Source organism: Thermobacillus xylanilyticus (assembly GCF_907165215.1).
GTDB lineage: Bacteria > Bacillota > Bacilli > Paenibacillales > Paenibacillaceae > Thermobacillus > Thermobacillus xylanilyticus.
Genome location: NZ_CAJRAY010000081.1, coordinates 19780 through 43283, shown reverse-complemented (window position 1 = coordinate 43283; position 23504 = coordinate 19780). Strand labels below are relative to the sequence as shown.

The 23504-nt window shown below is 61.7% G+C and carries 21 protein-coding genes; 1 reads left to right on the top strand and 20 read right to left on the bottom strand.

Annotated features, from left to right (window positions below; genetic code table 11):
- Nucleotides 1-3: 3 nt before the first annotated feature.
- The 3 genes from KJQ12_RS15230 to KJQ12_RS15220 all read right to left on the bottom strand — a co-directional run bounded on the left by KJQ12_RS15230 (nucleotide 4) and on the right by KJQ12_RS15220 (nucleotide 2901).
- Entirely contained in the window at nucleotides 4-1713 is a 1710-nt protein-coding gene (locus tag KJQ12_RS15230) for a phospho-sugar mutase (RefSeq protein ID WP_213485607.1), read from the bottom strand.
- 54 nt (nucleotides 1714-1767) lie between these two features.
- Entirely contained in the window at nucleotides 1768-2211 is a 444-nt protein-coding gene (fabZ, locus tag KJQ12_RS15225; RefSeq protein ID WP_425315985.1) for a 3-hydroxyacyl-ACP dehydratase FabZ, read from the bottom strand.
- Between the two features lie 174 nt (nucleotides 2212-2385).
- On the bottom strand, nucleotides 2386-2901 hold the full coding sequence (locus KJQ12_RS15220; RefSeq protein WP_213485605.1) for a CDP-alcohol phosphatidyltransferase family protein: 516 nt from the start codon (nucleotides 2899-2901) through the stop codon (nucleotides 2386-2388).
- 224 nt (nucleotides 2902-3125) lie between these two features.
- Here KJQ12_RS15220 and KJQ12_RS15215 point away from each other — a divergent pair, with 224 nt between their 5' ends.
- On the top strand, nucleotides 3126-5294 hold the full coding sequence (locus KJQ12_RS15215) for an Ig-like domain-containing protein (protein ID WP_213485603.1): 2169 nt from the start codon (nucleotides 3126-3128) through the stop codon (nucleotides 5292-5294).
- 94 nt (nucleotides 5295-5388) lie between these two features.
- Here KJQ12_RS15215 and KJQ12_RS15210 read toward each other — a convergent pair whose 3' ends face one another.
- The 17 genes from KJQ12_RS15210 to KJQ12_RS15130 all read right to left on the bottom strand — a co-directional run.
- Nucleotides 5389-5730, bottom strand: a complete 342-nt coding sequence (locus tag KJQ12_RS15210; RefSeq protein ID WP_015256562.1) for a DNA-directed RNA polymerase subunit beta — start codon at nucleotides 5728-5730, stop codon at nucleotides 5389-5391.
- 17 nt (nucleotides 5731-5747) lie between these two features.
- The gene (locus KJQ12_RS15205) at nucleotides 5748-6581 is read right to left on the bottom strand and encodes a flagellar hook-basal body protein (protein WP_015256563.1); all 834 of its coding nucleotides are present in this window, start codon (nucleotides 6579-6581) and stop codon (nucleotides 5748-5750) included.
- A 56-nt stretch (nucleotides 6582-6637) separates the two neighbouring features.
- Complete coding sequence (locus tag KJQ12_RS15200) at nucleotides 6638-7504, bottom strand: flagellar hook-basal body protein (RefSeq protein ID WP_213485602.1); 867 nt, start codon at nucleotides 7502-7504, stop codon at nucleotides 6638-6640.
- Between the two features lie 103 nt (nucleotides 7505-7607).
- Nucleotides 7608-8606: a rod shape-determining protein MreB gene (gene mreB, locus KJQ12_RS15195; protein WP_015256565.1), complete on the bottom strand. Its 999-nt coding sequence runs from the start codon at nucleotides 8604-8606 to the stop codon at nucleotides 7608-7610.
- A 237-nt stretch (nucleotides 8607-8843) separates the two neighbouring features.
- Complete coding sequence (spoIIID, locus tag KJQ12_RS15190; RefSeq protein ID WP_015256566.1) at nucleotides 8844-9134, bottom strand: sporulation transcriptional regulator SpoIIID; 291 nt, start codon at nucleotides 9132-9134, stop codon at nucleotides 8844-8846.
- Between the two features lie 299 nt (nucleotides 9135-9433).
- A complete protein-coding gene (locus KJQ12_RS15185; RefSeq protein ID WP_213485601.1) occupies nucleotides 9434-10165 on the bottom strand; it encodes a M23 family metallopeptidase in 732 nt (243 codons plus the stop codon).
- A 68-nt stretch (nucleotides 10166-10233) separates the two neighbouring features.
- Nucleotides 10234-11457 (bottom strand): stage II sporulation protein D, encoded by a 1224-nt coding sequence (spoIID, locus tag KJQ12_RS15180; protein ID WP_213485600.1) that lies wholly within the window; start codon nucleotides 11455-11457, stop codon nucleotides 10234-10236.
- A 256-nt stretch (nucleotides 11458-11713) separates the two neighbouring features.
- Nucleotides 11714-13105, bottom strand: a complete 1392-nt coding sequence (gene murA / locus KJQ12_RS15175; protein WP_213485599.1) for a UDP-N-acetylglucosamine 1-carboxyvinyltransferase — start codon at nucleotides 13103-13105, stop codon at nucleotides 11714-11716.
- Between the two features lie 229 nt (nucleotides 13106-13334).
- Complete coding sequence (locus KJQ12_RS15170; RefSeq protein ID WP_213485598.1) at nucleotides 13335-13580, bottom strand: DUF1146 domain-containing protein; 246 nt, start codon at nucleotides 13578-13580, stop codon at nucleotides 13335-13337.
- Nucleotide 13581: 1 nt separating this feature from the next.
- Nucleotides 13582-16665 carry a S8 family peptidase gene (locus KJQ12_RS15165; RefSeq protein ID WP_213485597.1) on the bottom strand — a complete coding sequence of 1028 codons (3084 nt, stop codon included), beginning with the start codon at nucleotides 16663-16665 and terminating at the stop codon, nucleotides 13582-13584.
- A 216-nt stretch (nucleotides 16666-16881) separates the two neighbouring features.
- Complete coding sequence (locus KJQ12_RS15160) at nucleotides 16882-18450, bottom strand: NADH-quinone oxidoreductase subunit N (protein WP_213485595.1); 1569 nt, start codon at nucleotides 18448-18450, stop codon at nucleotides 16882-16884.
- A gap of 4 nt (nucleotides 18451-18454) precedes the next feature.
- The gene (locus KJQ12_RS15155; protein WP_213485593.1) at nucleotides 18455-20062 is read right to left on the bottom strand and encodes a complex I subunit 4 family protein; all 1608 of its coding nucleotides are present in this window, start codon (nucleotides 20060-20062) and stop codon (nucleotides 18455-18457) included.
- Nucleotides 20062-21930 (bottom strand): NADH-quinone oxidoreductase subunit L, encoded by a 1869-nt coding sequence (gene nuoL / locus KJQ12_RS15150; protein ID WP_213485591.1) that lies wholly within the window; start codon nucleotides 21928-21930, stop codon nucleotides 20062-20064. Before nuoL ends, KJQ12_RS15155 begins: the two co-directional genes overlap by 1 nt.
- A gap of 5 nt (nucleotides 21931-21935) precedes the next feature.
- Nucleotides 21936-22238, bottom strand: a complete 303-nt coding sequence (gene nuoK, locus KJQ12_RS15145; RefSeq protein WP_015256575.1) for an NADH-quinone oxidoreductase subunit NuoK — start codon at nucleotides 22236-22238, stop codon at nucleotides 21936-21938.
- Between the two features lie 2 nt (nucleotides 22239-22240).
- On the bottom strand, nucleotides 22241-22765 hold the full coding sequence (locus KJQ12_RS15140; RefSeq protein WP_213485589.1) for an NADH-quinone oxidoreductase subunit J: 525 nt from the start codon (nucleotides 22763-22765) through the stop codon (nucleotides 22241-22243).
- A gap of 3 nt (nucleotides 22766-22768) precedes the next feature.
- Nucleotides 22769-23218: an NADH-quinone oxidoreductase subunit NuoI gene (nuoI, locus tag KJQ12_RS15135; RefSeq protein ID WP_015256577.1), complete on the bottom strand. Its 450-nt coding sequence runs from the start codon at nucleotides 23216-23218 to the stop codon at nucleotides 22769-22771.
- Between the two features lie 15 nt (nucleotides 23219-23233).
- Nucleotides 23234-23504: NADH-quinone oxidoreductase subunit H (locus KJQ12_RS15130; protein ID WP_213485587.1), on the bottom strand; the 271-nt coding region annotated here is incomplete at its 5' end.

Sequence of the window (23504 nt, the reverse complement as noted above, 5' to 3'; positions counted from 1 at the left end):
TCCTTAACTTCGATTGTCCACCCGCGCCATCACTTCGGCGGTCAGGCGGGCGAGCGCCGCCTCCGCTTCTTCCCGCTTGCTTCTGCGCACGGCGAAATAGACTTTGATCTTCGGCTCCGTACCCGACGGACGCAGGCAGAACCAGGAACCGTCCGCCAGCATGAACTTCAGCACGTTCTCCGGCGGCAGGCCGTCCAGTCCCGGAAGATAGTCGAGCACCCGCTCCACCTTGACTCCGGCGACTTCCGCGGGCGGCGCCGTCCGCCAGTCCTCCATGATGCCCTGAATCTTCCGGACGCCGTCCAGCCCTTTCAACGTGCGCGATTCCAGACTTTCGAAATAATACCCGTAGGTCTCATACAGTTCGAGCAGCACATCGTACAGCGTCTTGCCCTGCCGCTTGTACCAGGCGGCCGCCTCGGCGATCAGCAGCGAGGCGACGACCGCGTCTTTGTCCCGCGCATAGTGCCCCGCGAGATAGCCGTAGCTTTCCTCATAGCCGAACAGGAACGTCGCTTCGCCCGTCTGCTCGTAGCGCGTCATCCGCTCCCCGATGTACTTGAACCCGGTGAGCGTGTTGTCGACGCGGACGCCGAAGCTGCGGGCGATGTCGGCCCCCATCTCGCTCGTGACGATCGTCTTCACGACGGCTCCGTTGTCGGGCAGCCGGCCCGCTTCGCGCAGCGCCGTGAGCAGATAGTGCACCAGAATGGCGCCGGACTGGTTGCCGGTCAGCACGACATACTCGCCGCGCTCGTTCTTCACGACGGCGCCCATCCGGTCGCAGTCCGGGTCGGTGCCGATGATGAGGTCGGCGCCTTCCCGCTTCGCCTGCTCGATCGCCATCGCGAACGCTTCCCGCTCTTCCGGGTTCGGCGACTTCACCGTCGGGAATCCGCCGTCCGGCTTCTCCTGCTCGGCGACGACCCGCACGTTGCCGAAGCCGGCCAGCTTCAGCACTTCCCGCACCGGCACGTTGCCCGCGCCGTGCAGCGGCGTATAAATAATGGAAAGCTCATTTCCCGCGCCGGCTTTCAGCAGCCCGGGCCGCAGGCTCTGGGCCGCGACCGTCTCGTGGTACGCCCGGTCTTCGCGCTCGCCCAGCCAGACGATCAGCCCGGCTTTCTCGGCCTCCCCGCGGGCCATCCGCTTCACTTCCGCGAAGCTCTTCACCTTCCGGATATGGCCGATCACTTCCTCCGCGAGATCCGGGACAATCTGGCACCCGTCGGGTCCGTAAACTTTGTATCCGTTATATTCCGGCGGATTGTGGCTCGCCGTCATCACGATGCCGGCATCCGCGCCGAGATGGCGCACCGTGAACGACAGCTGCGGCGTCGGGCGGAGCCCCGGCCACAGATACGTCTTGATGCCGTTGGCCGCCAGCACTTCCGCGGCCGTCAGGGCGAACGCATCCGAATTGCGGCGCGAATCGTGCGCGATCACCACGGCGGGCTGCGCCTTGCGGCCGAGCAGCCAGTTCGCCAGCCCCTGCGTCGCCTTGCCGACCGTGTAGGCGTTCATCCGGTTCGAGCCGGCGCCCATCACGCCGCGCAGGCCGCCCGTCCCGAACTCGAGATCCCGGTAGAACCGGTCCGCAATCTCCTGCTCCTGTCCTTCAAGCGCCCGCAGCTCGCGCTTCGTCTCTTCATCGATCGACGGATCCGCGAGCCACGCCCGATATCGCTCAAGAGCTTCACCCAGCTCCATCATCGTCCCCACTCCTTGCTCGACATCATGATTCCTCAATCGTCCGGCCGGCGCGCCTCAGGCGCCGGCGTTGCCGTCCCCGTCCGTCAGGGCGAACATGATCTCGCCCTCGACGACCGTCTTGCCATCCACCGACGCGACCGCCTTGCCCTTGCCGATCGGCCCCTTGAGGCGGATGATCTCGACCGACAGCGTCAGCGTATCACCCGGAGTCACCTGCCCGCGGAAGCGGAGATTGTCGATTCCGGCGAACATCGCAATCTTTCCGCGATTCGCTTCGACCATCAGGATGGCGGCGGCGCCGACCTGCGCGAGCGCCTCGACGATCAGCACGCCGGGCATGACCGGAAAGTCCGGAAAATGCCCCGCAAAAAAAGGTTCGTTCATCGTTACGTTTTTCAGCCCGACGGCCCGCACGCCCGGTTCCACTTCCAGAATCCGGTCAATCAGCAGAAACGGCGGGCGATGCGGTATGATCGCCTGAATCTGTCTGACATCCATCACGACATCATCATCCTCCCTCAGGTACGGCTGCATAAAATTTCGCGGAACCACCAAGAATAATAACACCCTTCGCGAACCTGCAGATCGCGGAGGTTCAGATAAGGGAGCTTGTCCAGCAGGGATCGAAGCATCCCGCGGGGCAAGCTCCTTTTCGGCCTGATCGCCGGTCCGTCAGCCCGGCTGACGGCTGTTGAGCGCCCTGAACTTCACGATATACATGACCGATGTGACGAACGAGAACGCGATGACGCACCAGAGCAGCGCAACGCCATACGGCAGTTCCAGGAAAATGAACATCAGCGCCACATAGAACAGCACCGTCGTCAGCTTGCCCATCCAGTTTGCCTTGACCGTTTTTTTGCCCCGGAAATGGAAAAACGCCGACCCCGCGATCATCCCGATGTCACGGATGAACAGCAGCACCGCCGCCGCCCACGGAATAATGCCCGCCATAAGCAGCGACACGATGACGGCGATCAGCATCAGCTTGTCGGCAAGCGGATCAAGCAGCGCGCCCGCCGTCGTCTCCAGGCCTCTGGACCGGGCAATGTATCCGTCCAGAACATCGGTCAGCCCCGCAGCGGTGAAAACGATGAACGCCGAGATCATATGCCCGTTCGCGAATACGATCAAATAGACGGGAATCAGCAAAAACCGCAAAGCCGTGAGCATATTCGGCAGATTCAACGTCTCCCCTCCCCCTCTGTCTGTCTCCGCGTTTGGAGCCGCCTTCCAAGTTCCCCAACCATTATACCGCTTGACCGTCAAAAATAAAACCGCCGTACCCCGCAGCAAACTTTCCGACACGCAGGAACATTTTTCCGTCCAATCCTTCAGAATGCGCGTCTTCCGGCCGTTAATATAAGAGTAGACTGCCTGACGGCCGCAAGAGCGCAAGGAGGATGACATTGATGCAAACGAAACAAAGGCATGGCAAAACCGGCATTCGCCTGATCGCCGCAATCACCGCGCTGATCCTGCTGGCGCTGCCCGCCGCGTGGGCGGCTGCAGCAGACGAAACGGTGAAAGCGATCGAGTTCGCCGGCATCGGCAACACCCTGTCGATGTACGTCGATGAGAAGCAGCAGATATCCGCCGTCGCGGAATTGTCCGGCGGCACCTACAAGGACGTGACGTTCGAAGCCGTCTGGAGCACGTCCAACAGCAGCGTCGTCCAGGTGGACAAGGGGCTGCTGACGGCGAAAGCTTCCGGCTACGCCGACATTACCGTGAAGTATGCTTCCGCATCGAAAACGATGCGCGTCACCGTCACCCACGAATATGACAAAGTCGAAATCGCATCGTCCGGCGGCGGCCCGGTCGACTCGACGCTCGACGTCGAGCTCGGCGGCGACTTCGAGCTGAAGCTCCTCGCCTACAAGAACGGCGCCTCTTCGGACGTGACCGATGACGCGGAATGGAGCACCTCGAACGAAGCCGTCGCCCGGGTGGAAGGCGGCAAAGTCGAACTGTCCGCTCCGGGTTCGGTGACGATTTCGGCCCGGTACAAAGGCCGCACCGACAGCGTCAAGCTGAATGTGACCTCGCCCTACGAATCGCTGTCGCTGGCTCCGGAAGAGCTGATCGAGTTCCGCTACGGCGATGCGGGCGTGCAGCTCACGGCAACGGCCGCATTGAAGAACGGCGGCAGCGAAGACGTGACGGAGAAGGCTGACTGGCTGTCCGCCGACACGTCCGTGGCCACCGTGCAGAACGGCCTTGTGAAGCCGGCCGGTGTCGGCACGACGACGGTTCGCGCCGAACACCTCGGCGTGCATGAGCAGGTGACGGTCGTCGTGCGGCCCGCCTACGCCGCGCTTCGGCTGTCGGCGGACAAGCCGCTGCACCTGCTTCTGGGGAGCGATCCGGTGCCGCTGCAAGCCTTCGCGGCGAACCATCCGGATGAACCGGAAGACGACGTCACGGCGCTCGCCGAATGGAAATCATCCAATGTTTATGCAGTGACCGTTGCGGACGGCGTCGTGACGGCCAAGGAAGAAGGCAAAGCCCGGATCACGGCATCGTACAAAGGCCGCACGGTCGGCATTGAAGTGACCGTCTACCCGTACATCCGGTCGATTGAGATCGACAAGGAATCGATCGACGCATTCGAAGACGGCGAAGGCACGCTGCCCAAGGTAACCGGCGAGTCGCTTGCCGGCGCGTCGATCGATGTGTCCGGCCTGGCCGAATGGACCTCGGCGAACACCGATGTCGTCACCGTCGAAGACGGAAAGTGGTTCGCCCGCGGCCTCGGCGAGACGGTGCTGACGGCGCGCGTCGGCACACGCACGGCGCAGGTGAAGATCACCGTGCAAGAAGAGCCGCTGGCGCTGCTGTCCGACACCGAAGAATTGACGGTGGTCGCCGGCAAGTCGATTCCGCTGCCGGACGTAAGGCTTATCCTGAAGAACGGCAACACGGTCGAGGACATGGAATCGAAGCTGGAATGGACCACGTCGTCGCCGAACATTCTGGTGGCCGGCAATGAGCTCAAAGGATTGCTGACAGGCCGCTACACGCTGACCGCGACCTACCTCGGCAAGAAGCTCACGTTCCGCGTCACCGTCGAGCAGGAGATCGTCCGGCTTGAAGCAAGCCCGGCATCGATCGAGCTGAACCCGGGCAAGTCGAAGTCGATCAAAGTAACGGGTTACTACAAGAACGGCAAATCGGTCACGCTGAGCAACAAAGTCGTCTGGACGTCGAGCAATCCGTCCGTCGTCTCCGTAAGCGGAAGCAAAGTGAAGGCCGCCGCCGCCGGACAAGCGTCCGTGGTTACCGAATACCAGGGCATTCCGCTCATCGTACAGGTATCGGTCGTGCCGAAGCTGACCAAGCTGACCGCGTCGGTGAAGTCGCTGGAGCTGGCGCCCGGCGCAGCCGAACAGGTGCGGCTGACTGCCGTATTTGACAAGACGGAAGAGGCTGACGTCACGTCGCTGGCCGCATGGACGTCCTCGAACGAACGCGTTGCCGTCGTGTCGGGCGGACAGATCAAAGCGCTGGCACAGGGCACGGCGACGATCAAGGCATCGTACGGCGGCAAGACCGTATCCATCCGGGTCAAGGTGAAATAAATCCGGATTTCAGGCACAAAAAGGGCGCCCCGCCCGTCGCAATGACGGAGCGGGGCGCCCGTTTTCACGGCTGAGCCGCGTTTCCGATTCCATTTCAGGACTCGGCGAAAATCAGATCGTACATGTGCTTCCACGTCTCCCAATTCCAGACATCATCCGGCGATCCGCCGCCGAGTTTCGTATAACCGATATACAAACCTGCAATCAGCGCCGCGATGAGGAGCAGCGGCACGATGGCCGCGCGCAGCGTCCGCAGCAGCGCTCTTACAGCCGGATGGCGCCTTGGCTTGCCGGGTTTGCCCGAACCGCCTTCGGACGGCCGCTTCGCGCCCGTCCCCGACTCGCCGGCCGGCCGCACCGGACGGGCCGCCGTTTCGGTGCGAACCGGTTCCGTCTCCCTTGCCGGCGCCTTCGGCCGGTCTTGTCCGTTAATCATGTCTCATCCCGTTTCGCTCAAGCGCGCAGTCCGTTGGCCAGACTCATCATCGTGTCGGCGGATGACAGCGCGCGTGCGCTGAGTTGATAGGCTCGCTGCACCATCAGCAGCTCCGACATTTCCGTCTCCAGTTGGACATTGGATTGCTCGAGGGCGCCCTGCGTAATCCGGACATCGTCCTCTTCGCCCGGCAGCACGTCGCGGAACACATCCGCGGCATCAACGCCGTCTGCTATCGTGTACAGATTGTCCGCCGCAGCCAGCAGCGCATCCGGTCTCACCGGTTCGACCAGTTTCAGCTGCCCGAGCGCCAGACGATCGCTTCCGTCAACGGAGACGGCGCTTACCCTGCCCTGCGCGTCAACTTGCAGCTCGTATCCGGCAGGCAGGAGAAGCGGACCTTCCGCGCCGCCCTCATCCCGGACGACGACCGGATAGCCGTCCGCGGTTGTCACGACAATGTCGCCCGCTGCGTTCAGCGTCGCCCGGAAGGCGCCGCTGCGCGTATAAGCCCGCGTTCCCGCATCGTCCGTAATCACTTCGAACAACGCATTGCCGTGAATCGCGAGATCATACGGATTGTCGGTGATTTGAATCGACCCTTGCGACAAATCCTGCTGCACTTGCGTCATCCGCGCGCCCCAGCCAATCGTGAAGCCGAGCGGCGTCAGCCGGCCCGCTTGCGCGAACCGTTCATCCTGCTGCTTCGCGGTCGTAAGCAGATCCTCGAATGAGGCGCTCTTGCGCTTGTAGCCCGCGGTATTCAGGTTCGCGATGTTGTCGGCGATCAGATCGAGCTTGCGCTGCATCGCGTTCATCGACGTCATCGCGTTAATCATCGAGCTGTTCATCGAACCGCCCCTTTCCCGCTTTCATCCTGCATCATAACCGAAATTCGGCGCGAAAGCTAGACCTTGCCGACCTCGTTGACCGCCTTGCCCAGGCTTTGGTCATAGAACTGGATGACCTTCTGGTTCGATTCGTACGCGCGAAGCGCGCTCATCAGGTCGACCATCGCCTGCGCCGCGTCCACATTGGAACGCTCCAGGTAGCCTTGCCGCACCTCGATGAGGTCACCGGCTTCAGCCGCCCGCGCCAGATCCGCATCCTCGTCGTTCAGCCGGAACTTGCCGTACCCTTCCTGAACGAGGCGATTCGGATTCTCGATGACCGTGATCAGCAACTGGACGCCGGCATCCGCGCCGTCCGCGTCAACGAACCGCAGGTCGCCGGTCAGCGACAGCCGGTCGAGGCTCAAACCCGGCGGGAACTGAATCGGATTGTTGTCCGTTCCGAGGACGAATGAACCGTCGTTCGTGACAAGGAATCCTTCGTCATTCACCAGGAACGATCCGTTCCGCGTATAGCGGATGCCGCCGTCCCGATCCTGCACCGTGAAGAACGCCTGCGGCTGGAACACGACGTTGCCGTCAGCGTCAATCGCCTTCCCGGAACTGTCGAACCGAAGTCCCGGGACCTGCAGATTAGCCTGAATGGCGAAATCCGACATTCTGCCGGTCGCGTACGCGTCGCCCTGGATATGGACCGACAAGCTCTCTTCCGCGAACACGCCGGTGTTCACAGCGCCGATTCTTGCAGGCTTGTCCCCTTCGATGCCGGTCAGATACAGCAGCATTTCCGGGAACGATCGGCCTACCGGTGTGACCTGCTTGTACCCCGGCGTATTCAGATTCGAAATATTGTTCGTAACCGTATCATGCCGCCGCTGCTGGGTAACCATCCCTGCCGCGGCCGTATACAAACCGCGAAGCATGATCTTCCTCCCTTCACTCGTCCAGGCCGGCTTCCGGCCATGCCGCAAAAACACTTACGGCTATTTTATCGGCATTCCGGTCCCGAATTGTGAATCGGATGTCTCAGAGCTTCTTCGAGCTGACCTTGTCCAGGTTCTCCAGCATGATGCCCGTGCCTTTCACGACGCAGTGCATCGGATCTTCCGCAATCAGCACCGGCACTTTCAGCTCGTCGGCCAGCAGCGCGTCCAATCCGTCAAGCAGCGCGCCGCCCCCCGTCAGAATGACGCCGCGATCGATGATATCCGCCGACAACTCCGGCGGCGTCCGTTCCAGCACCGCCTTGGCGGCCTGGACGATCGACATGACCGAATCCCAGAGCGCTTCCCGCACTTCCTCCGAGCGGATCGTCACCGTCTGGGGCAGCCCGGTCACCATGTCGCGTCCGCGGATGTCCATCGATTCCTTTCGCCCGTCCGGATGGACCGAGCCGATGCGGATTTTGATGTCCTCGCTTGTCCGCTCGCCGATCAGCAGCTTGTATTTGTTTTTGATATATTTCATGATCTCGGAGTCGAATTTGTCGCCCGCCACTTTGATGGACGAGGCCGTGACGATGTCGCCCATGGACAGCACTGCGACATCCGTCGTGCCGCCGCCGATGTCGACGACCATGTTGCCGCTTGGCTGGAAAATGTCCATGCCGGCTCCGATCGCCGCCGCCTTCGGCTCCTCCTCGAGAAACACTTCCTTGGCCCCGCTTCGTTCAGCCGCTTCCCGGATCGCTTTCTGTTCGACCGACGTGATGTTCGTCGGCGCGCAGATCAGGATGCGCGGACGGCTGTACCATTTCCGACCCCCGACCCGGTTGATGAATGACTTCAGCATTAGTTCCGTAATCTCAAAGTCGGCGATCACGCCGTCCTTCAGCGGACGGATCGCCACGATGTTGCCCGGCGTCCGGCCGACCATCCGTCTCGCTTCTTCGCCGACGGCCAGCACCCGCTTCGACTCGCTTTCAATGGCGACGACGGAAGGTTCGTCCAGCACGACGCCCCTGCCTTTGACATGAATGGATACATTGGCTGTTCCGAGATCGATTCCGATATCTTTGCCCAACATTTCTGCATGTCCCCCAACCCGAAAATTATCAGGGCGTTTCAACCGGCACCCAAGGCTTGTCCATTTGCAAGCCGCCTGAAAAAAGGCCTGTCCGGACTCGACGAATACCGCGCGCCGTACCGTCCCGCCGGGACAAAGGCACACGGTATGTCATGAAATGTCGCTCGATTCCAAATCGGCCCATAATCGATATCAATTCGCTATTGTTGTCCGAAATCCTCTATTTTTGTAGAAGAATTAACCGTTTTTTCCGGCCGTTATCGCTTCGCGTTTCTTCCCCGCCGATTTCTTGTATTTGATCTTCGTCGCTTCGCCGCCCCGCAGATGCCGAATCGATTTGTGGTACTCGAGAATGTGCTTCACCTGGTCCGCAAGGTCGGGATTGATCTCCGGCAGCCGCTCGGTCAGATCCTTGTGTACCGTGCTTTTCGAAACGCCGAACTCCTTCGCGATCGTTCGAACGGTATTTCTCGTCTCGACGATGCATCTGCCGATTTTGATCGTCCGTTCTTTGATGTAATCGTGCACGTTCCCGCCTCCCAACTCGGAATAGTTTGGTACATTATATGAGTCGGGGAGGTTTATATTCGCCGTGGTCAAGCGTGACAAGCCTGACTGTACAAATTATTTTCCGGGAAATAAACGCCGCCCCGGGAACACCATCCTGCACCGTACGGGCGCGTCCGGAGCGACGGGATGGGAAAGCCGTTTGCAAAAAAAGGAAAGCAGGGGTTCCCCTGCTTTCCCGGCTTAGCCTTCGTGCACTTCTGCGCCGCCGGTCCGTCCGGCCCGCCTGTGCGACCAATGGCCTGCATGGTCTGTTCGCATCATTCTTCTTCGTCAAGCAGTGCCAACGGATTGACCGGCGTGCCGTTCTCGCGGACTTCGAAGTGAAGATGTACGCCGAGATCTTTCTCCAGTTCGCTGCGTCCCGCCTTCGCGATCAGCGTGCCTTGCTTCACTTCGTCGCCGACCTTGACGTTGATTTCGCTCAGGCTCTGGTACACGGTGACAAGCCCGTCCGGATGCGCGATTTCGACAATATAACCGTTCGTCGGATGCTGCTCGGCTACCGTCACCTTGCCGCTCATCGCGGCAGCGACATCGAAGGCCGCATTGTCAGGCCGCGCCAGATCGATGCCCATGTGCGGCATGAACGTCGTGCCGGACACCAGAAGCGCCTGCTGCCGTTCTTCACTCGGCGCATCCGCGTCATAGTGCGGGAGAACGATCTCCAGCTCCGAGCGGTCGACGACCGGCCATTGCAGCGTTTCGCCGTCCGCAATGACCTCCAGCGTACGCTCATCGGCCACGGCTTCATCGGTATTCGTCACGTCGCTCACTTCAGCGGACTCGTCATCTGCAGGCTTGACTTCCGACTTGTCGGTCCCCTGATAGAGCCACATGATCGTTACGATGATTGCCGCCGCGGCCATGAACAATGCCGGAGAAACCCATTTCTTCGACAGCAATCTCTTCCAACCGGACGATTTGGCGGCTCCGCTTCGGGACAGCCCGGAAGCTTCCTCAAGCGGTTTCTGCTTGTCTTGTTCATTCATTTTTTGATCACCTCACCAGCCATTGTTGCCAGTGAGGAATCTTTTATACGTCGCTGAAATGATAATTTTCAAGTTTTGAAACTTTCGAACGATGCCGCAAGACTCGCAGATCGGACAAGCCTTGTTCCCCGGTAATAGTAGGCCAGAATCTGCTCCGCGTCATTGCCCGCCCTGGCCAGCGCCTGCGCCCCCCATTGGCTCATGCCTACGCCATGTCCGTAGCCGTAGCACACCAGCGTGATCCGTCCGTCTTCGATCCGCCAGCTGAAGTTGGCGGACGGCAGATCCAGCGCCTCCCGCACCTCCCGTCCGGTGAGCACCTTCTTCCCGATCCGGATCTCTTTCACACTTCGGCCCGCCGTCCGGCTCAGCACCTCGATGCCGCCCTTTCGGTCCCGCTTGCGGATGTCCAGGCGGTCATAGAATTCGTCCAGCTCCATTTCGACCTTCTGTTCGAAACGCGGCGACAGCTGCGCGTCCCAGGGGCTGGGCACGCTTCTCAGATACGGAACCTCCACGGACCAGTAATCTTCGGCATTCTCCGTATAACCGCCGCTTGTCGAGAAATAGGCCGCCTGAATCGGCTCGCCCTCGTAGGTCAGCACGAGCCCCTGCGTCTCGGCGACCGCTCGTCCGATCCGCGCCAGCTCTTCCTCCCGTTCAAGCCGCATTTCCCGGATTTTCTTCAGCGGCACATACACCTGGTCGGCCTCGCCGTCCGTCACATCATATTCCCGCTTTACATCGCCGGTATCTTGCGCTGCGGTGAACAGTTTGCGGATGATATAGGTTCTGGCCGCAATCGCCTGCGCTTTCAGCGCTTCAAGCTCGAAATCAGCCGGCATCTCTCCCGCTACGACGCCGAGAACATACGTCTCCAGCGGCACCGTCTCCACGCGTCCCTCTTCCGCCAGGTAGACGCGCACCAACGGCTCGTCCGGCGCTTCGTCCTTCCCGGCGGCGCCGCCTTCACCATCTGCGGAATCGCCGGCCTGTCCGACCGCTCCATCGGTCTGTACTCCATCCTCATGTTTCAGATTGCCGCTTCCGGATTCCGGCATCCGCGGTCTTCCTGCCAATTCGCTGCTGCCGGCTTCCGAAGCTTCCGCCGCCATGACTTCCGGAATCCCGTCGGATTTTGTATGCGAAGCGCCGGTTTCTGACACCCCGCCGCCCGCGGACATCAACTTCAGGAACATGGCCGCCGCCATGCCGAGCAGAAACGCCGCCATCCAACCCGAAGTTCCAACACCGCCCTGCAGGATGCGCCTCCATGCCGTTCTCCGTCTCATTGTGTCTGCCCTCCAATCGACGCTGGTACGTCTGCTTGAATCTCTCATCCGCCGGCCTTGGTACATCCTATGAAGCCGTTTGGTAGGGCAGAACCACAAAACCTCGGTCAAGCGAAAATGCCGGCAGCTTGCGGATTTCCGGCCGCTTCTATTTTGATGAAAGCGCATTTGTATCCCGAATGGAAGAAATGAATCGTTCCGGAAATAAAAAAGAACGCGTCTTTCACAACGCGTTCTGATGATCGTTCTGCTTGCTTCACGCCCAGGAAGGCCTGACCTGAATGCGGGCGCGCTCCTCGCGGGCGAAGACCGCCTCGGCCGGCACTTCCCCTTCCGCTTCCTCGAGGCGGAGGGCCTGCGCTTCTTCCGCCGCCCGGGCAAGCGCGGCTTCCGCCTCAATCCGGCGAATGTCCGCGCCGAGAGCCGCCAGCTTCTCCGTAATCCCCAAGTATCCGCGGTCAATATGATGAACGCCCGTGATCTCGGTCTCGCCTTCGGCGCGCAGCGCGGCACAGATCAGCGCGGCTCCGGCGCGCAGATCGGTGGCGCACACCTTGGCGCCGACGAGTTTCGCACCGCCCGTTACGATCGCGGACCGCCCTTCCACACGGATCTGTCCCTGAAGCTTGCGGAATTCCTCCACATGCATGAACCGGTTCTCGAACACCGTCTCCGTCACGACGCTCGTGCCTTCCGCCACCATGAGCAGCGCCATGATCTGCGACTGCATATCGGTGGGAAATCCCGGGTGCGGGAGGGTCTTCACATCGACGGCGCGCAGCGGACGGCTTACCGTCACGCGGATGCCGTTCTCGCATTCCCCGAAATCGACGCCCATTTCTTCCAGCTTCGAAATCACCGGGGTCAAATGGTCGGCAATTGCGCCTTCAATCATTACATCTCCGCCGGTTATGGCGGCGGCAACCATATAAGTGCCGGCTTCCACCCGATCGGGGATTACCGTATGTTCCGCACCGTGCAGCATGTCGACCCCTTCGATGCGGATCATGCTCGTACCCGCGCCTCGCACGACGGCGCCCATGCTGTTCATGAAATTCGCCAGATCGACGATTTCCGGTTCCCTCGCCGCATTCTCGATGATGGTCGTCCCTTCCGCAAGGGAGGCGGCCATCATGATGTTCTGCGTGGCGCCGACGCTCGGCACATCGAGGTAGATCTTCGCGCCTTTCAGCCGTCCGTGCGTGCGCGCTTCTATGTAACCTTGCCCCAGGGCGATGTCAGCGCCCATCGCTTCGAAGCCTTTCAGGTGCTGGTCAATCGGGCGCGTGCCGATGGCGCATCCGCCAGGCAGCGAGATGCGCGCCTGTCCGAATCGCGTCAGCAGAGGTCCCATCACGAGGAAGGAAGCCCGCATTTTACGGACCAGTTCATATGGTGGTTCGAAGCTTTGCAGTGATGAAGCATCAACGAAGACGGTATCGCCGTCCTGGCGGAGGCCGGCGCCGAGCGAAGCCAACACCTGCCGGATGGTCAAGACATCATCAAGCAGGGGGACGTCTCGAATGACACTGACGCCCTTTTCGGCGAGCAGCGACGCGGCCAGAATGGGCAGCACCGCATTTTTGGCGCCGCTGATGCGAACCGTTCCGGAGAGCCGCCGACCGCCGCGGACGATGATTTTGCTCATATGGGTCCCTCCGCGCACATGATCCTACCAATCACGATCCGAACTAGTACTTTTTTCATCCGTCCAACATTCCGTGAATATCTTAGCATTTCCTTACACAGATCGACAAGCACAAAATTTCGAATCTATACAGGAATTGGCGAAAATTCCCGACATTCTACATCATTCGCAGCCGAATGCCGAATTCGGACCGTAGAATCAATACCATTGTTGACGGAATCCGTTCTCCTTATTCGACAAGCAGGCGCAGCGACGTCGACCATTCCCAGTAATCCAGGATGAACCGGGAGAACAGATAGCCGATCGCGACCGCCATCATCAGACGCAGCATGACGGCGCGCCTGCTCTTGGGCTGCTTCAGGAACACGTCGAGCTTGAGTTCCTGAAGCACCACCCAGGCGAGATAGACGCTGAACAGCATGACGGCCGCGGACAGCAGCCCTCTTATGCCCAACGTGAAATAGACATCCTCCATCTCAGTTCAATCTCCTCTTCTCCACCGCGCGAAGCAGAAAGACGCTGAATTCTGCCCGGCTGATCCGTTCATCCGGTCTGACAAATCCGCCGGGATAACCGCTCAGCAGCCCTTCTTCCTGCATCCGGTTGATCATCGCCGCCGCCCAATGGTTGGCCTCAAGATCGGCGAACGGCGCCGATGTCGTCCTCAGCGGCGCAAGGCCGAGCGCGCGGCCGATCATGACGGCGGCTTCGGCCCGGGATACCGGATTTGATGGGCCGAACCTGCCGCCCGGCAAACCGTTTACGATGCCGGCCGCCGTCGCCTGCTGGATCGCTTTATAGGCCCAGTGGCTCTCGTCCAGATCGCGGTAAGCGATCGTGGCGGCCGGCGTTCCCGATCCGCCCAGCGCCCGCACGACCAGCGCGGCCGCTTCCGCGCGGGAAATGCCGCGATCCGGCTCGAACCGGTGGTCGCCCGTCCCCGACACGAGGCCGAGCGCGTTCAGCCTGATGATCGAGTCTTCCGCCCAATGGCCGGCAATATCCCGGAAACCGCCCACGAGCGGCTCCACATTGACCCGCAGCCGGTACAAGCTCCGGTCGAACGGACGGTCGGATGTGAGCCTGATGTAATGGCTACCCTCATCATATTCACGCTCGATGCGGATGCTTGCCGTCTCAGGTGATGTTTCGAAGGTCTCCAGCAATTGCTGGCGCTTGTCGTACACTTCCATCCGCACGCGGCGGTCCGTCGGCACCCCGTCCAGCGTAACCGACACGATCGATCGGCTGTCCAGTTTCAGCCTGAACCAGTCTTCATCGCCCTGGACGGCGAAGACACCCCGGTACTCCGTGCCGGGCGCAAGCGGCGTCGCCGCATAGATCCGGTCGTTCGGCTCGTTCGGATCTTCATGCCTCCGCTCAAGTTCCAGCGACAGCGTATAAGTGCCGACGGAGGGATGCGCGGATGCCGACGATGCGTCGCGCACCCGGATCAGATATCGGCCAGGGGTCACCGGAATGTTCGCCCGCTCCGTCACCCCTTCGCCGTAGTCGTCCACGCGCTGTTCCGTGCCATGCTCAGGCTTGATGAGAAAGGCCGGATCGATGCGCATCGTATCGACCGCCAGCGAAAGCTTCAAATCGCCTGTCTGGCCGATCGTCACGGCATACCAGTCCTGGTCGCCTTGCTGATGGAACGTTCCGGTCACCTTCAGCTGCCCGTCCGTCAGGTTCTTCAACTGATGGGCAAATGCCTGCGCGTCATTCGGCTCATATTCGTCCGCGGCCATCCGGAATCCGGTCGTCAGCGTGTAGGGCACGACCGCGGTCTCTTCGCCGTTCTTGAACTTCAATTCCAGCCATTGGACGCCGCGCTTTACCGGCCATTCCACCTTTCCGGCGTTCATGCGCCACTCCGCGGAAGCCGTCGTTCCGTCTTTCCGGTGCAGCACGGCGGATACGGCGGGATACGCCTTATTCTCCCCGGGATGGCCTTCAAAAGCAAACGTCATCCACCCGTCATGCGGCGCATCGATCCGGAACCAATCGATGTCGGATCCGCCGCTCAAAGCCCCCGCGATCTGATTGACGACCGGCAGCGCAGCGGCTTCCTGCCGTGTGTTGTTCGGCTCCCGCGGGTCCGGGTTCGCCGCCGCCTTCAGCGCAAGATCGACCCGAAGCAGCCCCGCTCCGGTCTGATCGTCGCGGCCGGGTGCCCCGATATCCTGCGCCGTCTGCATCAGCCGCTCCCGCACCTGCCAGGCTTTCAGATGCGGCTCCTTCGTCCAGACGAGCGCCGCGGCAGCCGCAACCTGCGGCGCAGCCATCGACGTGCCTTCTTCCTTGCGGTATCCTCCGCCGAGCGCCGTCGTGTACACTTCCCAGGCTGCCGCGATATCGTTCTCGGGACCGGCATTGGCCCGGCGTTCCGGGCTGCCGTCCGCCGCCGCGCCGGAGACGGCGAGCACGGTCGGGTAGGCCGCCGGATATTTGACCGCCGCCTTGCTGCCGTGCTGCAGGCCGTCATTTCCGCTTGCCGCGACGAGCAGAACGTCGTTTTTCTCGGCATACAAGGCGATGTCCTGCATGTAGGGGGAATACCGGTAAAGCCCGACCGACAGGACGACGATCTTCGCGCCGGCATCCACCGCTTTCACAATCGCTTCGCCGAGCATCTTCTCATCGCCGAATCCGGTTTCGTCCAGCGCCTTGACCGGCATGATCTTCGCCTTCCACAGCACGCCGGCCGTCCCGATGCCGTTGTTGCCTATGGCCGCCAGCACACCGGCGACCCGGGTGCCGTGCCCGTTGTCGTCCTCGGGAGGCTTGCCGGGCGCAATCAGATTGATGCCCTGCACGAGATTGTCTTTCAAATCCGGATGATCGAGATCGACGCCGGTGTCCACCACCGCGATCGTCAGATCGGTCGCCATGCCCGGCGCCAGCGCCCAGGCGCGGTCCGCTCCGATCAGTTTCAGATAAGACTGCCTGTCCAGATGCGGATCGTCAGGCTTGCCCGGAAGATCCGCGGCTGCCGACGCCGCAGGAGACTGGGGGTTTGCTGAGGATTGCAACGCCGCTTCCGTCTCTGTTGCCGCAACAGCCGGCGTGGACGCCGTGGACGTCATGTCTGCCTGTTCTCCGCCGTTATCCGCGCTGAAGGCGAGCAGCTTGACCTTGCCGACCGGATGCACATATTCCACATCCGGGTGCGCGGTCAGCGTATCGAGCCAGCGTTGCCGGTCTTCGCCGTCTGCCGGCACGACGACTTCCACGCCCGTCTCCGGCTGCCGCGAGAGCACGACGGTGCCCGGCAGCCGGGCGGGATCCGCCTCTGCGCCTTCCCGCCATTTCAGGAGCCAGCTCCCGGTTGTCCATACATCTGCCGCATCCGCCGAAGACTTCATGTTCGATGGGGCGCTTGCTCCGGCCGTTGCAAGCGGACCGCCCGTTTCCCCAAGCAGCGATCCCGCAGCCAGCACGCACGCCAACAGCGCCGCAGGCACGGCGATTCTTCGCCGCCGCTGACGCCGGTCGGCGCGCGCCGCCGCTTCCTTTCGGTTGTCGGTCCTCCGGCCGTTCCCTTTCATGATTCGCATTGCGATCTGTCCTTATCCGTCCGTTTCCATTCCGATGCTATCTATTATAATCGATAAAAGATTTCATTGCGTTTAAAAAACTCTCACTTGCCGGAAAGCATCCAATACACCCCGAAAAAACAATCCGGCCGCGTCCCGTCCATTCCGGACAAGACGCAGCCGGATTTGACTGTCACACCAACGCTCTCTTCGCCTGCCGACACCGTCCGCGAGCGTTTATCGCGGCATTGCCACCCAGACGTCGCGGGACAGCGTTACGGCCTGCTCCAGCATCTCCATGAACGCGTTCGGCATGAAGCCGAGCGCCAGCGTAGCCGCGACGCAGATCCAAAGCGCGATGCCCGTCGGCACGGGGACGCTCAGCTTCGCCTCCGTCTCGGCGGTCCGCATGAACATCTGGCGAATGATGCTGAAGTAGAAGTAATACGAGATGACGCTGGTCACGATCATGATCGCGGCCAGCCAATAATCTTTCATTTGCGCCGCGCTCAGCAGAATGAACAGCTTGCCGAAGAAGCCGCCCGTCACCGGCAGCCCGGCCAGCGAGATGAGCAGCACGATCATCCCCGCCGCCGTCCACGGCGCACGGTAGTACAGGCCGGCATAGCCCTTCAATTCGTCATGCCCGGCCGTCTGGCTGACGACCGCCATGACCGCGAAAGCGCCGATCGTCATGAACAGGTAGGCGACCAGGTAGAACGAGAAATCGCCCAGGTTGTTGGTCGACGTCGTGCCGAGCCCGATCGCCAGCGGCACGAGCAGATAGCCCGCGTTGGCGACGCCGGACAGGGCGAGCAGCCGCTTCACGTTCTTCTGGCGCAGCGCCGCCGTCGTGCCGACGATCATCGCCGCGGCCGCCAGCACTTTCAACGCGAGCAGCACGTCTTCGCCGACCGGGCTGACGGCCGGCCCGAGGATGAACGGCGTCTGGATGATCGCCGTGTTGAAGATCACCCGCACCAGCGCAATGAACGCCGCGGCTTTCGAGACGACGGCCAGAAACGCCGTGACGGGTGTCGCCGCTCCCTGGTAGACGTCCGGCGCCCAGGCGTGGAACGGAGCGACCGCGATCTTCACCGCGAAGCCCGCGACCAGGAAGAACAGGCCGACGTAGACGAGCGCTTTGAAATCGGTGACCGCCTGCTCCAACATCCGGGCAATCCAGCCGAGGTTGGTCAACCCCGTCACCCCGTACAGGTACGACATGCCGAACAGGATGAACGCCGACGAGACGGCGCCGATGACGACATACTTGAATGCCGCTTCAGCCGCCAGCTTCGATTTTTTGCGGAAACCGATCAGCACATATGTCGAAATGCCGAGCAGTTCCAGTCCGACGAACATCGTGATCAGATCCGCCGTCGAGCAGAGGATGAGCGCACCGGCGACGGCAGGCAGCATCATCGTGAACGTTTCGCCTTTGTCCGGAATGGCATCATCCCGCTCGATCGTCCGGATGCCCATCAGCAGGATGAGCATGGACGCGGCCAGGATGATCAGCTTCATCGTGAGCGCGAAACCGTCGATCCGGTAGCTGTCCCTGAGCAGCGAAATGACTTCCGCGTTCTCGCCGAACGGATCGAACGACAGCAGCTGCCCGACCACGACGGCGGCGGAACCGGCCATTGCAGCCAGCGTCAGCCAGCTCAGAAACCCGCGGCGGACCGTATTCGGCAGCAGCAGATCAAGGATCGTAAGCAGAATCGCCGCGCCGACCAGAATGATCTCGGGGACGAGGTAAGCCACATCCGGCCCGGTCAAAGCTTGCGTTGCCGTTGTCACCATGCGACTACCCCCCCATCCTCGTGTTCAAATGCGCAATGATGTTGTCGAAACTTCCCTGCATCGTATCCGTCAGCACCGATGGATAGACGCCGAGCAGCACGATGAAGGCGAACAGCGCGATCATCGGCACGGCTTCGATGAGCCGTGCGTCCTTCAGCACCGCGTAGCGCTCCTGCTGCGGGCCGAACGTAATCTTCAGCACGCTGCGCAGGATGTACACAGCCGCCAGAATGACGCCGATCGCGGCGATTGCGGTCACCCACTTCATCGTCTCGAACAAGCCGAGGAAGGCAAGGAACTCGCCGATGAAGCCGGACAGCCCCGGCAGTCCGAGCGACGCCATCCCCGCGGCCAGCAACACGCCGCTCATGAACGGCATCGGGCGGGCGAGGCCGCCGAGCTCTTCCAGTTCCGTCGTGCCGGTCCGTTCGTACAGGCTGCCCACGATCAGGAACAGGAGCGCCGAGATGAGGCCGTGCGACACGAGCTGGAACACCGCGCCCTGCAGTCCGATCTCGTTCAGCGACGCGATGCCGAGCAGCACGATGCCCATGTGGCTGACCGACGAATAGGCCAGCACCAGCCGGAACTCCCGCTGGACGAACGCCAGCACGGCGCCGTACAGCACGCTCACGGCGCCGAGCAGCGCCAGCACGAACGACGCATCTTCCGCCAGCTCGGGGAACAGCCCGATGCCGAATCGGATCAGACCGTATCCGCCCATCTTGAGCAGGACGCCGGAGTGAATCATGACGACGGAAGGCGGCGCTTCCGCGTGGACGCGGAGCATCCACGTATGCAGCGGCAGCACCGGCAGCTTGATGCCGAAGGCCGCAAGCAGCAGGATGAAGATCGTCCACCGCATTCCGTCGCTCAGCGCGAACGGATTGTCATACCCGCCGGGCAGGTTCGTGAGCGATTCACCGGATGTCAGATTCGCCGCAATCGTCGCGTAATCGCCGCTGTAAACCAGATCGCCTCCCTGCTCCGTCGCATTCAGCGACGCGCCCGCGGTGGAAATGAGCAGCACGAACGCGATCAGCATGAGCGCCGAACCGAGCCCGTTGTAGATGAGGAACGTGTTCGCCGCTTTTTCCCGGTTCAGGGAGCCCCAGATGCCGATCAGGAAGAACAGTGCGATCAGCGTCAGCTCGAAGAACAGGAAGAACAGGATCAGGTCGCGCGCCAGGAAGACGCCGAGCATCCCCGTCTCGAGCAGCAGGAACCAGACATAGAACGCTTTCCAGCGCTTCTTGATATGGACCGACGCCAGCGCGGCCATTACCGCGACGAGCGCCGCGAGCGCCACGAGCGGCAGCGACAGGCCGTCGACCGCCAGATGGTACTGGAAGACGTAGGCGCTGGAGCCGATGTTGACCGCTTCATGGTTGAGCGCGATCGTGATCCAGTCGACCTGCTCCCGGAAGGCGTTCGGATTCGCCGCGTCATAGGACGCGAACAGCCAGAGTGACAGGCCGAGCGGGACGAGCGTCGTCACGATCGCAGCCGTGCGGAGCGCGCGGCTGTTCGTACCGGGTATGAAGAGCAGCACCAGCAGCCCGATGATCGGCGAGAACGTCAGCAGCGTCAGCCAGGGGAAAGAGCTTTCCATTACCAAAACCTCCTTCCGGCAATCGCTGCAACGAGAATGACCAGCCCGATGACGACGTACAAGCCGTAGGACTGCGGTTGGCCGCTTTGCATCCGGGTTGCCGCGCGGCCTGTCCAGAAGGCTGCGCCTCCCGCCAGCCGGACGGCGCCGCCGACGACATGGCGGTCGAAGGCGTCGCACGCCCGTCCGATCGCGCGCAGCGAGACCGTGAAGACCGCATGATAAATTTCGTCGATGTAATATTTCCGTTCGAGCATACGGGTCAGCCAGGGCGCGCGGGATGTGACGACATCGCGCGAAATGGCCCCCTTCACATAGATCAGCCAGCCGAGATAGATGCCCAGAAGGCCGATCGCCGTGGAAACGAGCATGACGAGCGCCGCACCTTCATGCTCCGCCGCATGCCCGGTCAGCCATTCGCCGAACCAGCCCGTGCCGCTGAACGGCATTTCGACGAAGCCCGCGATGACCGCCAGCACCGCCAGCACGATCAGCGGCACCGTCATGGTAGCCGGCGATTCATGCGCTTCGCCGCCCGCCTTCGGATTGCCCGCGAAGACGAGGAAGAACAGGCGGGACATGTAGAGCGCCGTCAGAAACGCGGCCGCGATGCCGACGACGAACAGCGCCGGATTCGCGTGGAGCGCTTCCGCCAGAATGGCGTCCTTCGACCAGAAGCCGGAGAGCGGCGGGATGCCGGCGAGCGCCAGCGCGCCGATCGCAAACGTCCAGGCGGTCGTCTTCATCGTCTTGCCGAGGCCGCCCATCTCGTGAATATCCTGCGTATGAACTGCATGAATGACGCTGCCCGCCCCGAGGAACAGGAGCGCCTTGAAAAACGCATGCGTGAACAGATGGAACATGCCGGCCGTCACCGAACCGAGCCCGATCGCCATCATCATATAGCCGAGCTGGCTGACGGTGGAGTAAGCCAGAATCCGCTTGATGTCGTTCTGGGCGATGGCGATCGACGCCGCGAAGATCGCGGTGAAGGCGCCGACCCAGGCGACCGTATCCAGCGCCGCCTGCGACGCTTCGAAGATCGGGAACGTGCGGGCGACCAGGAACACGCCGGCGGCGACCATCGTCGCGGCGTGGATCAGGGCGCTGATCGGCGTCGGGCCCTCCATCGCGTCCGGAAGCCAGACGTGCAGCGGGAACTGGCCGGACTTGCCGACCGCCCCGACGAAGATCAGAATCGCGATCAGCGTGGTGATGCCTTCCGTGATCAGGCCGGTCTGGCCGAACACGTTCTCAATCGCGGCGAACGACAAGTCATGATCCGGCATGTACCAGAACAGGAGCAGAAGCGCGATCAACAGACCGACATCGCCGATCCGCGTGACGATGAACGCTTTCTTCGCCGCGGCCTTCGCTTCCGGCTTCTGGTACCAGAAGCCGATGAGCAGGAACGAGCAGACCCCGACCAGCTCCCAGAAAATGTAGAGCGTGAGCAGATTGTCGGCGAGCACGAGACCGAGCATCGAGAACGTGAACAGCGCCACGTAGCCGAAAAACACGGTCATGCGCTCATCGTCCTTCATGTAGCCCATCGAGTAAATGTTGACAAGGAACGCGACGAGCGAGACGACGACCAGCATGAGCGCCGTCAGATTCGTCACGTCGAAACCGGCGGTCAGGGCATAGCCGCCGATCTTGATCCAGTGGAAACTGTCGTTGTATTCGTCGGCGCCGCCGAGATGCTCGATCAGCACGAGCGCCGACAGGGCGAGCGCCCCGAACGATCCGAGCACGGCGACGATGGCGCCGGTCTGCTTCAGGCCGCGGCCGAACGCCGTCAGGATGAGGAAAGCCGCGAGCGGGAACACCGGAACGAGCCAGGCGTATTGCGAGTACACGGTTGCCATAGCCGCTACCTCCTCATCTCGTTGAATTCATCGACGTTCACCACGCCGCGCGCGCGGAACAGGGCGATCAGAATCGCGACGCCGACCGCCACTTCGGCGGCCGCCACCGAGATGGTGAACAGCGAGAAAATCTGACCCGTGAGCGACGGCAAGACGCCGTATTTCGAGAAGGCGACCAGATTCAGGTTCACCGCGTTGAGCATCAGCTCCACCGACATGAGCACGATGACGGCGTTGCGTTTCGACAGCGCGCCGTACAGTCCGATGCAGAACAGAATGGCGGCCATGGTCAGGTACGATGACAGCACGTCTACTCCGCCTCCTTCTTCGCGATCACGATCGCGCCGATGAACGCGACCGTCAGGAGAACCGACACCAGCTCGAACGGGATGACGTGCTGCGTATAGAGCTGCTTGCCGATCTCCATCGCGTTGTCGACTCCGGCCTGCAGCGGCGGAGCCGAAGGCTCGAATTCCGTGGTACGGATCGCGTAGAACAGAATGCCGAACAGCAGGATCGACGCGACGGCCGACACGATCTCGTGCACCGGTCTTGCCGGCTCATGCTGCACGGCCTGGTGGTGCGTCATCATGATGCCGAAGATCATGAGAATCGTGATGGCGCCCGCGTAGATGAGCACCTGCACGAAGGCGACAAATTCCGCTTCCAGCACGACGAACATGCCGCCGAGCCCGAGGAAGACGGCCGCCAGCGACACCACCATGTGGACGACCTTCGTCAGCGTCAGCATCAACACCGCGCCGACGATCATGATGACGGCGAACGCGAAGAACGCAACCAGTTCGCCGGACCAGTTGATGTAGAACCCGCTCATCGGTTACTTCGCGCCCCCTCTCTGCGGCGCGCCGATGTTGTTGTTGTCCTGCCGGACGTTCGTGTTGTTGTTTTCCAGCCACTCGCGATCCTTGAACAGTTCGTCACGGCTGTATGCCGCCAGTTCGAAATTGTTCGTCATGACAATCGCTTCCGTCGGACACACTTCGGTGCACAGATCGCACAGGATGCACAGTTCGAAGTTGATGTCGTAGGTATCGATCACTTTGCCTTTCTTCTCGGGATCCGGATTCGGCTTGCCGACCAGCGTGATGCACTCTGTCGGGCAGATGCGCGCACACTGGTTGCAGACGATGCATTTGTCCGGCTCGAAATGCTGGACGCCGCGGAACCGGTCCGGCATCTTGAGCGGAACGTCCGGGTAGGCATAGGTGACCTTCTTCGTCGTCATCGCCTTGAGCGTAACGCCCAGACCCTGGATCAAACCTTTCATGGCCCTAACCCCCCGTTACCCTTTGATGAAAAGCTCGAGACAGACCGCCGTCACGAACACATTCAAGATCGCCAGCGGCACCAGCACCTTCCAGGCAAATCCCATCAGATGGTCGACGCGCACGCGCGGCATCGTCGCCCGAAGCCAGAACAGGAAGAAGATGACGAAGGCCATCTTCAGGATCATCCAGATGATGCCCGGTACGAAATCAAGGAACGGCGCCGGCGGATGCCAGCCGCCGAGGAACAGCACCGACGCGAGGCCCGCGATCGCGAACATGTACACG